Annotated in this window: 9 protein-coding genes and 1 pseudogene; 2 read left to right on the forward strand and 8 right to left on the reverse strand. The window is 38.9% G+C overall.

The genetic code is table 11. The features are described from left to right. The first annotated feature begins 17 nt into the window (after positions 1–17). Positions 18–2,135, forward strand: a complete 2,118-nt coding sequence (locus tag B7700_RS09300; RefSeq protein WP_192855688.1) for an LTA synthase family protein — start codon at positions 18–20, stop codon at positions 2,133–2,135. Between the two features lie 568 nt (positions 2,136–2,703). On the opposite strand, the gene B7700_RS09310 is transcribed toward B7700_RS09300, so the two are convergent. Together B7700_RS09310 and B7700_RS09315 are read right to left on the reverse strand one after the other, a co-directional pair. Further along, positions 2,704–4,338 (reverse strand): hypothetical protein, encoded by a 1,635-nt coding sequence (locus B7700_RS09310; RefSeq protein ID WP_084888512.1) that lies wholly within the window; start codon positions 4,336–4,338, stop codon positions 2,704–2,706. After that, positions 4,319–5,068: an ABC transporter ATP-binding protein gene (locus tag B7700_RS09315; protein ID WP_084888514.1), complete on the reverse strand. Its 750-nt coding sequence runs from the start codon at positions 5,066–5,068 to the stop codon at positions 4,319–4,321. The genes B7700_RS09310 and B7700_RS09315 overlap by 20 nt, the downstream gene beginning before the upstream one ends. A 177-nt stretch (positions 5,069–5,245) precedes the next feature. Here B7700_RS09315 and B7700_RS09320 point away from each other — a divergent pair, with 177 nt between their 5' ends. Then, positions 5,246–6,700: an alpha-amylase gene (locus tag B7700_RS09320; RefSeq protein WP_084888516.1), complete on the forward strand. Its 1,455-nt coding sequence runs from the start codon at positions 5,246–5,248 to the stop codon at positions 6,698–6,700. 89 nt (positions 6,701–6,789) lie between these two features. Here the strand turns inward: B7700_RS09320 and alaS are convergent, their stop codons facing one another. The 6 genes and pseudogenes from alaS to csm4 all read right to left on the reverse strand — a co-directional run bounded on the left by alaS (position 6,790) and on the right by csm4 (position 14,660). Continuing rightward, complete coding sequence (gene alaS / locus B7700_RS09325) at positions 6,790–9,408, reverse strand: alanine--tRNA ligase (RefSeq protein ID WP_049502178.1); 2,619 nt, start codon at positions 9,406–9,408, stop codon at positions 6,790–6,792. Between the two features lie 20 nt (positions 9,409–9,428). Continuing rightward, positions 9,429–9,915 (reverse strand): annotated as a pseudogene (locus tag B7700_RS09330) (LURP-one-related/scramblase family protein). 297 nt (positions 9,916–10,212) lie between these two features. Beyond that, on the reverse strand, positions 10,213–11,502 hold the full coding sequence (gene csm6 / locus B7700_RS09335; protein WP_084888518.1) for a type III-A CRISPR-associated CARF protein Csm6: 1,290 nt from the start codon (positions 11,500–11,502) through the stop codon (positions 10,213–10,215). Between the two features lie 16 nt (positions 11,503–11,518). After that, complete coding sequence (gene csm6 / locus B7700_RS09340) at positions 11,519–12,679, reverse strand: type III-A CRISPR-associated CARF protein Csm6 (RefSeq protein WP_084888519.1); 1,161 nt, start codon at positions 12,677–12,679, stop codon at positions 11,519–11,521. Beyond that, positions 12,676–13,758, reverse strand: a complete 1,083-nt coding sequence (csm5, locus tag B7700_RS09345; RefSeq protein WP_084888521.1) for a type III-A CRISPR-associated RAMP protein Csm5 — start codon at positions 13,756–13,758, stop codon at positions 12,676–12,678. Before csm5 ends, csm6 (B7700_RS09340) begins: the two co-directional genes overlap by 4 nt. Next, positions 13,755–14,660 carry a type III-A CRISPR-associated RAMP protein Csm4 gene (gene csm4, locus B7700_RS09350; RefSeq protein WP_084888523.1) on the reverse strand — a complete coding sequence of 302 codons (906 nt, stop codon included), beginning with the start codon at positions 14,658–14,660 and terminating at the stop codon, positions 13,755–13,757. Before csm4 ends, csm5 begins: the two co-directional genes overlap by 4 nt. Between the last annotated feature and the right edge of the window lies 1 nt (position 14,661).

The raw sequence follows: 14,661 nt of genomic DNA on the forward strand, positions 1-14,661 counted from the left end.
GCAAAATCCAAAAAGCCATGGGTACAAGACTGGGTTTTGTCCTAACCCTTTTAATCCTCTATTGGCTCAAAACCTTACTAGCCTATACCGTTGACTTTAATTTAGATATTCAATTGGGCAAGCTGCAAGGGAATTACCTTGCCTTTATCGCTTTTTTCAATCCCCTTCCCTTGGGACTCCTCCTGCTGGCTCTAGCCCTCTATGCTCGGTCAACCAAGATCTTTTATGGCCTTAGTATAGCTATTTATAGCCTTTTGTTCATTTGGCTTTATTCCAATATCTTTTACTATCGAGAATTTAGTGACTTTATCACGGCCAATACCATGAAAGTGGTCAGCAAGGTGTCTGTTGGTACTGCCGAACTAGAGTTACTGCGCTTTTGGGATTTCATCTATTTTATGGATTTCCCATTGCTGGCTTATCTTCTCTATAAGAAGCTCATCCAGCTGGATAGGAGACCTTTCAAATTCCGCTCCAGTGTTGCCATCACTGCTCTCTCAGCCCTGCTCTTTTCTGCTAATCTTTTCTTGGCTGAAATCGAACGTCCCGATCTCCTATCGCGAGGATTTTCTAATTATTATATTGTTCGTGCCCTTAGTTTGCCAGCCTTTTTGGGCTATAGTGCCAACCAATCCTACAGCGCCAACAAAGAACGTGCCAAGGCTTCTGAGACCGACCTTCAACCTATCACAGACTATATTCAAGAACATTCTGCTAAGCCCAATCCAGACTATTTTGGCCTTGCCAAAGGAAAAAATGTTATTTATCTCCACTTAGAGAGTTTTCAGCAGTTCCTACTGGACTATAAACTCAACATAGATGGAACTGAGCATGAAGTCACTCCCTTCCTTAATTCCCTCTACCATTCGCAAGCAACCCTAGCCTTTTCGAATATCTTTAACCAAGTCAAGGCTGGTAAGACCTCAGATGCGGAAACCATGCTGGAGACTGGTTTGTTTGGACTTGACCAAGGTTCCTTTATGGTCAACTATGGAGGTACCAATACCCAGCAGGCTGCGCCTTTTATCCTATCAAAAAATGGCTACCAATCAAGTGCAGTCTTTCACGGTAATATCGGGACCTTCTGGAATCGAAATACAACCTACAAGCAATGGGGATACCAATACTTCTTTGATGCTTCCTACTTCACCAAGCAAGACAGTAGCAATTCTTTCCAATATGGTTTAAATGATAAAATCATGATGAAAGATTCTATCCAATATCTAGAGCACTTGCAGCAGCCTTTTTATGCCAAGTATATCACGGTGTCCAATCACTATCCCTATGCTAGCAATCTAACAGGCGATGAGCTTGGTTTCCCACTGGCTAAAACCAAAGATGAAACCATCAATGGCTACTTCCAAACAGCTAACTATCTAGATAGTGCTATCAAGGCCTTCTTTGACTATCTCAAAGAAAGTGGCCTCTATGAAAAATCCATCATCGTCATCTACGGAGACCATTATGGAATTTCCAACTCCCGAAATCCTGATCTGGCACCCTTGATTGGAAAGACTTCTGAGAACTGGTCGAATTACGACAATGCCATGTTGCAACGAGTGCCTTTTATGGTGGTCATGCCTGGCTATGAAAAGGGACAAATCATCAATACCTACGGTGGACAAATCGATATCTTACCGACTCTCGAACACCTCCTTGGTATTGAGTCCAACTCCTTCCTTCAAGTCGGTCAAGACCTCCTATCACCAGACCACCAAGAAATCGTTGCCTTTCGAACTGCTAATTCCTTCGTCACACCCAAATATACTAGCTACGACGGACGAACCTACTATACTGAAAGCGGTCTTGAAATCAGTAATCTTGATGAACAAGCTCAGACTGAACTAGAAATCGTTCGGCAGGCAGCCAGCCAACAGCTAAAAATCAGCGACCAGATTCAAACTGGTGATTTAATACGTTTCTACCAAGCAGATCATCTTGGAAAAGTTGATACAGAAAGTATTTCTTACCTCAATTCCTTGCCAATTCTGCAAAAGATTGAGCAGGAAAAGGGAAGTCAGTCAACTAGCCTCTTTAGCCAACGACAAGGTAAGACCAGTACTGACCTTTTCAAGGCACCAAGTTACCAAGAACTCCATCCAGAGTCGGCAGAAACCGAATCAAAATCACAATAAAAAATGCTCTTCCATCGTGGAGGAGCATTTCTTTTTATAAAATAAAATTCAACGAAAATCAATGAAGAAACTAGCCTCAAATTTACTATGATATTGTAGATAGATAGGCTGTATCAGTAATATGTGTCTGTCAAATTTAGTGACAAAGATAATAGAATAAAGTTGAAAAGTCATAGAGAGAAGATAAATCAGCTTCAGTAGATATCTGGAAAATTTGATTTTATAGAAAAGCCTTTTGTTACAAACTCAATATACTATCAATAAATAATATTATAGAAGCAACAATAATTAAAATTTCACCTATCTGCATAATTCTATTTCGAACTCTAAATATATGTTCTATCAAAAACACTTGGATCACACACATTATAGGAATTAACGTTTTTGAAATTGAAAAATATCCAAATAAATAAACTATAAACAACAATAATAGAACTATATTACATTTCTTATTCAAAACATTCCTCCCTATATTTTTAATTAGCAATCTTAATCATTTACAACTACATTCTAACAAACTATAAAAGCGTTTGTCGAATTGAATTTATCAAGCAAGCGATCAACTAGCTCATCTTTTTTCTATTTCTGCCAATATGCGTGACAGGTAATAATAATAGCTAAAAATAGCAAGACCAAGCAGGAGGATAAGAGCTCCTACTCCCAAGCTAATGGCAAGGATAGGGGAGAGAGACCGAACCAAGAATATGCTCCCTATTACAAGGGCCATTAAGATTGCACTATAAACCAAAATCAAAACAATTGCTACTATACGATTTGAACGGTTTACCAAGTCCGTAATGTTACTCCAATTGGTTGACAAATTTTTAACGTCCTTAAAGTAATGGTGGCAAGAAAGGATGACACTGGCAAGGGTCCAGACTACAAGAAGGTAAATCATCGAAAGGATGGGCAAGCCTAAATATAGAGAAAGACCAAGTAAAGTCAGAACTGGTAAAAAGGACTGGACAGCAAATATAATCCAAAATTTCACTTTTACATAACGAGCAAAGTCAAAGGGTAAACTCTTCAGAAAATCAACATTTTCCCTCTCCAAGGATAAGGCAATTGAATGCAGGCTGGTGATATTGTTATTGACAACAGCTAGAAAGAGACCTATAAAAAACAAGGGTAACCAGTATGGAGGATGAATGTCTGGAACTATCTGAGAATCTCGGATGTTGGAAATCAGACCGATCATCATGAGATAAGGAAGGAAAGCACTTGTAAAAAGCACTGTAATCACGCCAGTCCCCTGTCCCAAAAGGGTGAGGTGGTAGCGTAAAACCATACGGAAAAAGCCCTTTTTAGTAGTTGAGAGCCCCTCCTTACTGCGACGTTCTTTTTTGACCTTCTCCTCACTATTAAGTAGGATCACATCATAAAAACGAGGCAAAACCTTCTTTTTGGTCAGGTAAAGCAAGAAAAGAGTTAAAGCTATCCAAGCGAGCAGACCTAGGATGGCTTCTATCGAAAAAGGCTCCACTGCTATTTTGTAAAAGAGATGAATAGGATAAAGAAGAGGTGGAATTTCTTTAGTCTGATCACCTATACCTCTAGAAGTCGACTGTAGAAAGAAGACAAATATTAAAGGTGTGAGAACTCCTATCCCAATCATCACATTCGAAAAAATAGACTGATACTTTCTAAAAAGCGCAGTTTGAGCCAAGAAATGCACTGCCACTACCATCACTAGAGCCACAGAAACAAATAATAGAGCCAAGGACAGTAGCATCAAAGGCAAGCCAAGCCAAAGAGAAGGTGCTAGCCTAATGTAGAGGACTAGAAAATAAGCTAGGATTGGTACAATTCCAGGCAGAGCTGGCAAGAGGACAGACAGTCCTTTAGCAATTATAATCTCTGATTCTTTAAAGGCATAAGGCCTATACGATACCAAGTCCTTACTCTCATAAAAGACATTGTAAAAGGCAGTTAAAGAAGTTGAAAAGGCAATCACTAGTAAAATAGCAACCATAAAACTAAAATAAACAGGTATTTTATCAAAAGGAAAACGAAAGGCTATATTTATAAACATGAAAAGCATCAAGAGACTAGAAAAAATGTAAGAACTTAGGACTCTAGCGGAAACATTTACTTTTTTTCCAGGATTTTTAGCTTGCTTCTTTCGTAGGTTAGCCAGATTAGCTTCTTGAGATGAATAGAGGATATTGATATCAACTAATTTTTTAATGACTTTGAGACGCATCTGAAACCTCCTCTTTTCTACCAGCAAGGCTAAGGTAGATACTTTCCAAAGACTGGTCTGGGTGGTCTTTTCTCAAGTCCTCTACCTTACCACAATAAATCAAATGCCCCTTTTTCAAAATGGCAATCCGATCACAGACTTGCTCAGCTACCTCTAGGACATGAGTTGAAAACAAGACTGTCTTGCCTTTTTGTGCATGTTCCTTCATCATTTGCTTCAAATCAAAGGCAGCCTGGGGATCCAAACCAGTCAAGGGTTCGTCCAAAACCCAAATATCGGGATCGGATAAGAGTGCTCCGATGACAAAGACTTTCTGACGCATTCCGTGAGAAAGAGTTTCAATAACCTGATAACGATTTTCAGCAAAATCAAAAACACTCAATAGCCTAGCTAGACTAGCCTCCAAGTCAGAGCTAGTTAGCTCATAGGATGAGGCAATCAATTCCCAAAATTCATTGGCCGTTAAGCGTAAAAATAAGTCAGGCGAGTCTGCTACGTAGCCAATCTTTCGTTTAATAGCCAAGCGATTTTCAGATAACTCCTGACCGTCTACCAAAATACGACCACTGCTGGGTGAAATAATACTGACTAAGGATTTTATGGTGGTCGATTTCCCAGCACCATTATGGCCAATCAAGCCCATAATCTCTCCATTTTCAATCTGCAGATTGAGATTGCTCAAGGCCTCTTTATCACCATACAACTTACTAACATTTTGAAATTCAATCATGAGAAATCTCCTCTCTTTATCTATGTAATTTACTATAATTATAGCGCTTTCATTTTAAAAATCAACATTTTATATAAAATAGTCAAAAACTTATTATTCAGTTTTACGCAAACGTTTGAGCTAAGCAATACTTTATGATAGAATAAAGAACAAGATTGACAAGTAAGAGGAAACATCATGCAAAATCAAACACTCATGCAATACTTTGAATGGTATCTGCCCCACGACGGCCAGCACTGGACGCATCTAGCTGAAGATGCTCCACATCTAGCTGATCTCGGTATCAGCCATGTCTGGATGCCACCAGCTTTCAAGGCTACCAATGAAAAAGATGTCGGCTATGGGGTCTATGACTTATTTGACCTAGGAGAGTTTAACCAAAAAGGGACTGTCCGCACCAAATATGGTTTTAAAGAAGACTATCTTCAAGCTATTCAAGCCCTAAAAGCGCAGGGAATTCAACCTATGGCCGATGTGGTGCTCAACCACAAGGCTGCGGCCGATCACATGGAAGCCTTTCAGGTTATCGAAGTGGATCCTGTAGACCGTACAGTTGAACTTGGAGAACCCTTCACCATCAATGGCTGGACTAGCTTTACCTTCGATGGTCGCCAAGATACCTATAATGACTTCCACTGGCACTGGTACCACTTCACCGGTACAGACTATGATGCCAAACGCCGCAAGTCTGGCATTTATCTGATTCAAGGAGACAACAAGGGGTGGGCAAATGAGGAATTGGTCGATAATGAAAACGGTAACTATGACTACCTCATGTATGCCGACCTAGACTTTAAACATCCTGAAGTTATCCAAAATATCTATGACTGGGCTGACTGGTTCATGGAAACGACTGGTGTAGCTGGTTTCCGCTTGGATGCCGTTAAACACATTGACTCTTTCTTCATGAGCAATTTTATCCGTGATATGAAGGAAAAATACGGTGAAGATTTCTATGTTTTTGGTGAATTTTGGAATCCTGACAAGGAAGCCAATCTAGACTATCTTGAAAAAACGGAAGAACGATTCGACCTTGTTGATGTTCGTCTCCACCAGAATCTCTTTGAAGCCAGTCAAGCTGGCGCAAACTATGACCTTCGTGGTATTTTCACAGATAGCTTGGTTGAACTCAAACCTTACAAGGCTGTAACCTTTGTCGACAACCACGATACCCAACGTGGTCAGGCTCTTGAGTCTACTGTTGAAGAATGGTTCAAACCAGCAGCCTATGCCCTCATTCTATTACGCCAAGACGGCCTTCCATGTGTCTTTTACGGAGACTACTATGGGATTTCAGGGCAGTATGCTCAACAAGATTTCAAAGAAGGCCTTGACCGCCTCCTAGCCATCCGAAAAGATTTGGCCTATGGAGAGCAAACAGACTACTTTGATGATCCTAACTGTATCGGTTGGGTACGTTCAGGTGCTGAACATCAATCCCCAATCGCAGTTCTTATCTCAAATGACCAAGAAAACAGCAAGTCAATGTTTGTCGGCCAAGAATGGGCTAACCAAACCTTTGTAGATTTACTTGAAAACCACCAAGGTCAAGTTACAATTGATGAGGAAGGTTATGGACAATTTCCAGTCTCAGCTGCTTCGGTAAGTGTCTGGACTGCCAATACAATCTAATTGCCATTGATTATAAAGCCAGATCCAATCAGATTTGGCTTTTTTCTATTCACAAAAAGACCTACCCAAATGGATAGATCTTTATTTTCTTACAATTTACCTGCTACTGCATCCAACAATTCTTGGATCTTAGCTTGGTTGCTTCCTCCTGCCATGGCCATGTCTGGTTTACCACCACCACGTCCATCGACGATTGGTGCTAATTCTTTGACAAGGTTTCCTGCATGAAGGTCTTTTGTCTTGCTTGCTACAAGGACATTGACTTTATCACCAATAGCGGCAACTAGGACAAGAAGATCAGAGTAGTCTTTTTGTTTCCAGTTATCCGCAAAAGTACGAAGAGCACCAGCATCAGATACAGATACTTGGCTAGCAATGTAACGGTGACCATTGACTTCCTTCACATCCTTGAAGATATCGCCTGCGGCTGCAGCTGTGGCTTTTTCTTTCAACTCAGCATTTTCTTTTTGCAATTGACGAAGTTGTTCTTGAAGTCCTTCTACCTTGTGAGGTACTTCTTTAAGTTGAGGTGCTTTCAAGGTTGCTGCGACAGCTTTAAGAGCGTCCTCTTGTTCACGGTAGGCTTCAAAGGCTTCCTTACCAGTCACTGCCAAGATACGGCGAGTTCCTGATCCGATACCTTCTTCTTTGACAATCTTGAAGAGGCCAATCTCAGAAGTGTTACCAACGTGAGTACCACCACAAAGCTCGATAGAGTAGTCACCAATAGTAACAACACGGACTTCTTTACCGTATTTCTCACCAAAGAGGGCCATAGCACCCATTTCTTTAGCAGTGTCAATATCCGTTTTAACTGTCTTCACTTCAAGAGCTTCCCAGATTTTTTCGTTGACTTGCTGTTCAATCGCACGCAATTCTTCTGCAGTTACTGCTTGGAAGTGTGTAAAGTCAAAGCGAAGGAATTCAACTTCGTTAAGAGATCCTGCTTGTGTTGCGTGGTTTCCAAGGATATTATGAAGGGCAGCGTGAAGCAAGTGAGTCGCAGTGTGGTTTTTCATAACACGGTGACGACGATTAGTATCGATTGCCAAGGTATATTCTTGGTTCAAGGTAAGTGGTGCAAGGACTTCAACTATATGAAGAGCTTGTCCGTTTGGTGCTTTTTGAACATTTGTCACAGTAGCCACAACCTTACCTGACTCATCCAAGATTTGTCCGTGGTCAGCGACCTGTCCACCCATTTCAGCATAGAATGGCGTTTCCGCAAAGATAAGTGAGGCAGTTCCTTCTGATACAGCTTCTACCTCTGCATTATCAGCCACGATAGCCACCAATTTAGAAGATAATTGGCTAGCATTGTAGTTGAAGACACTTTCTACAGTGATGTTTTGAAGGGTTTCATTTTGCATACCCATTGAGCCACCCTTGACAGCTGACGCACGCGCACGCTCTTGCTGTTCTTTCATGGCTGCTTCAAAACCTTCACGGTCTACAGTCATACCAGCTTCTTCAGCGATTTCCTCAGTCAATTCAACTGGGAATCCATAAGTGTCATAAAGTTTGAAGACATCTGAACCAGCGATAACAGATTGACCTTTTTCTTTCAAGTCAGCTACGATGCCTTGGGCAAAGTGTTGACCTGAGTGAAGGGTACGGGCAAATGACTCTTCTTCACTCTTAACGATTTTCTCAATAAAGTCACGTTTTTCAAGCACTTCTGGATAGTAGCTTTCCATAATTTTTCCAACAGTTGGAACGAGTTTGTAAAGGAAAGGCTCGTTGATTCCCAATTTTTGACCATGCATAGAAGCACGACGGAGAAGACGACGAAGGACATAACCACGACCTTCATTTCCTGGAAGGGCACCATCACCGATGGCAAATGAAAGGGAACGGATGTGGTCTGCGATGACCTTAAAGCTCATGTTGTCGCCATCTTGGTCATAAACCTTACCAGACAATTTCTCCACTTCACGAATGATTGGCATGAAGAGGTCCGTTTCAAAGTTGGTCTTAGCCCCTTGGATAACGGCCACCAAACGCTCCAAACCAGCGCCCGTATCAATGTTCTTGTGTGGCAATTCCTTGTATTCGCTACGAGGAACAGCAGGGTCTGCGTTAAATTGTGACAAAACGATGTTCCAGATTTCGATGTAACGATCGTTTTCAATATCTTCTGCAAGGAGACGAAGACCGATATTTTCTGGGTCAAATGCTTCTCCACGGTCAAAGAAGATTTCTGTATCTGGTCCAGAAGGTCCCGCACCGATTTCCCAAAAGTTGTCCTCGATTGGAATCAAGTGACTTGGATCCACTCCCACTTCAATCCAGCGGTTGTAAGAATCTTTATCGTCTGGATAGTAGGTCATATAAAGTTTCTCAGCAGGGAAGTCAAACCATTCAGGGCTTGTCAAAAGCTCATAAGCCCAAGTGATAGCTTCGTCACGGAAGTAATCCCCGATAGAGAAGTTCCCCAACATTTCAAACATGGTATGGTGACGTGCAGTCTTCCCTACATTTTCAATGTCGTTGGTACGGATAGCCTTTTGGGCATTTGTAATACGTGGATTTTCAGGAATAATAGTCCCGTCAAAGTATTTCTTAAGGGTTGCTACCCCAGAGTTAATCCACAAAAGAGTTGGATCATTTACAGGAACCAAACTTACTGATGGTTCTACAGAGTGACCTTTAGTCGCCCAGAAATCAAGCCACATTTGGCGAACTTGTGCACTAGATAGTTGTTTCATATTGTCTCCTTATTACTTGTTTAATGTGATTGGCTTTCCAGCATTTCCACATAGTCAATCGCGACACAGAGGGAAATGACTAGGTCTGCATAAGCGTCCTCAAGAACCGTTACGCTATAGGTAGATGTCAGATGGAAGAGTTCTTTCTTGATTTCCGCAATCAGCTGATCGCGATCATCCAGCAATTTGAAATCCAAATCCCAGATATTGCCCTCGATACGAAGCCCCAGATTATCAAACTCATACTTATCTCGCCAGAAGGTCAACTTCTTGCGAATGACAAAACTCGAGCCATCCCGAAGCTGAATCTCAAAACGAGGAAGCAAGGTCAAGATTTCTTTACTGATCTGACTAACTTGTTCACCAGTCGCATCATAGATGGTAAAAGTTTTGGGAATCTTAAAAAAATGATCCCTCTACCTGATAGGCGATTTCTCCCCTGTCATCCTTGATAGCGAAGCGTTCGCCTCCAAGACGAAACTTTTGTTTGACAAGAAATGTTTTCATCAACACCTCCAAAAATTAAAAGACAAGCTCATATCACGAAGGGCGAAAAACCGCGGTACCACCTTCATTCAATGAACTTGTCATTCTCTTATTCTTATGCAATTGTATGATTGAGTAGCATGACTTTCTAGCTTAGATGGCTCGCAGCACCGCCATTTCTCTGGACTAAGACAACTGAAAATCAAATCTCAACTTTCTTATTATATCGTTTTTTTAAGCTTGCGTCAACTGGAAAAGCAAGCAGTTGCAATCTCATTATATCTATCATCAGCGAATTAGATTTATTGATAAAGTATATTATTGACGAAGTAAGTCAAGCATTTCATTATTGAGTGTTTGATAACAAGAGAAATAGCTATCATCAATCTCAAATGTATCTTGTAAAATAAAGCGTAAGGTATCTATTGTCTGTTGCAATTTCTTTGAATTGACTAGTTTACTATCAATCTCTGACAAGCCATGTGCCACCTTATTTCTCTCACCATTCAAGCTATTTATTAGCTTTATCGACTTAAGTAATTCAGGAGAAACTTGATAATAAGATAGAATATTTTCATAAGATAAGAGATTTAAGGTTGACTGAGGTGAATAGATTCTTTCCTTCTCATCTTTTATACCCTTGGCTTTCTTAAATTCTAGATCAATGAAATCTAAGATAGCTTCAAAATCCTTGTATTCTTCATTTAACTTTGGAAAAGTCCCATCATATTTTATCAATTCTGGATAATCTTTCTTTATCTTCTCCTCGATGATAAATTCAACATAAGACTTTGATTTGATTAAGACATCAGCAACCTGCCCTCTTTCTTTCAAAACTTCAATCATTAAAAAGTAATTAAGAGCTTTTTTCTCAACTTCTGTAAGTAAATATCCCTGAATATCTTTTAAAATCGCTTGAGTTTTAAATACTTTTACAAAATCATTTAATATGTCTCTTAAACGAGCTAATTTCTTTTTAGAAAGTAATTTATTGTATTCTTTTCTAGTAACTAATTCATCTGCAGCAAGATAATCATAAGAAAAGATTAAATTTCTTAAGTGGCGCTTGATAAGAGACTGATTAAATTTTTCAGCTTCATCTTTGATTGTACGATCTTCGTAATCCTTTTGGTTATCCTCGTTCTCGTCAAAAAGCTTCTGTTCACCTTCGCTTGAAAGTGGCACATACTTTCTATTTGCTGATTTGTTTGGTGTTGCAACCTGTATGGCCTGCGTATTATAATCATTAATTCGATTCAAGGCAAATAAAGCAGAAATAATCTGAGGTGTCCCTGAGGATAGATTTAAGATTAATTGATGATCTGTTCCAGAGTATTTTTCGATAATCTGTCCCATCACTTCATACATTTTATCAAATAGATAGACTTCATCATTTTTCAATATGATTGATTCAATAACCACTTTAGGATGATAACCCTCTATTGAACATAATGCTTTCTCAACAAGATCTTTTTTTACTAACATTTCTTCACTATAAACCAAAACAATTTGTTCAGGTCTGTATGTTCGAGCAATATGTAATAAAGCTGCATCTCGATTATTACTTATCGGATCTGTCGTTCCAACTGCTGAAATCAAAATTTCCAAGATATTCTACCTCTCATTATTTCAGTAATTCTAATAATTCCTTATTTAAGTCCTTGTAAAAGCTAAAATCCTTCTCAACGAGTTGATACTGTTCCTTGACTAGTCCCTTTAAGGTTTTTAGGACAGGACCTAACTGTTTTAATTCCTCAGAATCTAATGGATCCAATTTATGAGCTACAGTATTTCGAGTTGAATTCATGCTAATAACTGGTTTAATTTTTTTAAATTGATTCCACTCATGTTTTTCTTTTAAGATCTTACTATAATCCCAAATCCCGAGATAATATTTCTCTGATTCACTCACGTAATTATCCAAAAATCCTGGATAACGATTTTCGATATAGTCATCTAAGATAAACTCTGTAAGGTTTTTAATTCTAATCAGACCTTCACTAAAATTACCACGTTCTTTTTGCAAATCAATAGTCAAATAAGCATTTAATACTTTTTTCTGTTCTTCGCTCCATTTTTTCTTTTGGAGGACTTGAGGTACAGCTTGCCTATCTAATGAATCCACAATATCTTGCAACTTCTTACGACATTCTTTCAAACCAGGAAAGTCTGATAATTGATTAGCAACCTCTAAACTTGCTTTGTAATCATATTTCGTAATAAAATCACGTAAAGTTTTCTTCATTAAGCCTTGTTTAAACTTCTCTGAAGTATCTTCAATGGTTCGGTCGATATAGTCCTGTTTGTTATCTAAGTTCGTATCAATAAGTGCGTCAATATCTTCTGAATCATCATGTCCAACTCCTGCATTTGAATCATTTTCAGGACTTGAAACTTGCACTGCCTTGACATTAATTTCACTAAGTCTATTAATTACAAACAAAGCTGATTTTACTTGAGGAGTTGCACTTGAAAGATTAAGAATAAAATCATCGTCTTTTGTATAGTACTCTTGTATAATAGCATCAAATTGATCATACATGATATCAAAAACATGTACATCAGCATTTAAAATGATTGGTTCATGGTATACAATCTCTGGGAGGTATTCAGAATCAATAGAACGAATCACTTTCTCAATATCATCTTTCTTACTAATTGTTCTCTCTGAAAAAACAATAATAATCTTATCTGGACGATATTTTCTAGCAATATGTACTAAGGCTCCATCGTGAAAATTTCGTATAGGATCTGTATCACCCACTGCCGAAATCAAAACCTTCATTTAGTAATCTCCTTAATCATAAAGTTCGCCTTGCCCATTTCATAGAAGAATTCATCATTTTTTATTAATATGGAAGGCTGAACAGAGTCATCTTCCACAAGGATAGGGGCTTTTGTTAATTTCAAGACTCCCTTTCCAACCATCCTAGTGGTTCTGCTATTCTCATAACGTTCTTGTAAAATTCCATTTGCTTGTTTAAAAATTGTTTTCGTCCAAGCTCCACTACCAGCACCCAAGTAGATAGGATAGTCAATATTATCTTGAATCTTATCTTCCGGAAAATCCTTTAGGAAAAAGTTTTTATAACCCCTATAAAACTCTAGTGCCTTATCTTCAAGTTTTTCAATTAAAGTTGCCGATGCTGCTGTAGTTGTGGTAATTGTAAATTCTACTTTAGTCAAAGGAGCAATAGCTTCTCGATATAGAGGTAAAGGTTTTACTGTTGGCGATTCGGCTGAGCAGTCCCATTTTTGAACTAAAATAAGACTGTCATTTCTAAATGGTTTGCTATCACTAACACGAATGGCATTAAATATGTTATTGAATTCTTTACCCTTCTTAGGCACCCAAGGAATCATATTTTTATTTTCCTTAGGATTCTTACCTCTAGTATCAACCACCTTTTTATTGTTCCAGTGAGGATTTGTGTTCATTAAAATAGTTCGAATAGCTCCCTTTAACGAACTACCAGGTATATAAGGATTACCATAAGGATCTCTCATAAACTTTGCTACTTCATTAATAGTACCTAACTGGGAATCAATGTTGTTCTTTTCGGTTTCAAAACCAGTCTCTTTAATCCTATAACCACCAAAATCACGGTCAGAAATACGGTTATCCTCTAAAAAGGAAATCAAACGATTATTACTGGCACTTTCCTTCCTCTCTTGTAAAAAGCGCTCAAACTTCTGATCATAACCTTTCTCCACCATTCGATTATAAAACTTACCCATATCGGGGAAATAAAAGTACCCATCTTCATAGATAAATTCACGAGATGTGTACTTATCACCACTGCCAGTATGGATAGGAGCCATGGCTAGGAGGCTAAATTGAAAGGTTCTATACTCTGTTTTCATCTTTCTCCCTCCATCTTGAAAAATAATGGTTTAGCATAGCTTAATACTTCATGTGGGAAATCAAGAGGCCTTACATCCACGATCTGTCCTGTAAAGGTTTCAGAGAAAGTAGATCCAGAAGCAAACTTATATAAATCCTGCTTACGGTAATTTTCATTAGTTTCTGTACTAAAAGCAAAACCACTTGATTTACTTAGTAAATAGGAACCAGTTTCCATAGCATATTCAAATTCCTTTTCGACTGGTAGAGAAGTCGTCAAGGTCATGACAGGTCCTTGATGGGCCTTGGTGAGACGATTTTTGAAGCTATCTGGTAAATCTAATATAGTCAAATCAAATTGTCCATAACCACTAGAGCGTTTGCCCCCAATCCCCGTATACTGCAAGCTTGTCATGAGCTCATTTAAGAGTTCAGATTCGGTAGCAATCACATAGAGAGCAGACTTATCAGCAAATCGAACTGTAGAAACTTGATAAAGAGCCCCATCTTCATGAGGTTGGTTTTTAGTGATGATGTTTGTTACTCCATGTTCTGCGTCTTCAAAAAGAGTCCCATTTACATAAGAATCAAATTTATCTAGAGGAATAAACTGAAGTTTCTTTGCCATTTTCGCTTGGCGTCGCACTTCTTTGACATCTGTCGTTAAATCTGCCTGATCAAACTTTGGAAATCCTATCGGCTTAGGTAAAAATGGGCCTGACTGATAAGGAAAGGCATCAGTCAAAACAAATTCATCTTGACCCGCTATTGACACGAATTCCTCCATTTTCCCCATTTTTTTTGCTTCTATAGCTAAGGCTGAAAACAATCGGTCCGCTGCAAAAGTCATTTTAGAACTATCCAGAGTTCCTGCTCCGAAGTGAGCAGTATGGAAGTTCATAATATACATCTTGTAGGTCATA

Origin of the sequence: Streptococcus mitis, from assembly GCF_002096755.1 — a bacterium.
In the GTDB taxonomy this organism is placed as follows: Bacteria; Bacillota; Bacilli; order Lactobacillales; family Streptococcaceae; genus Streptococcus; species Streptococcus mitis_AC.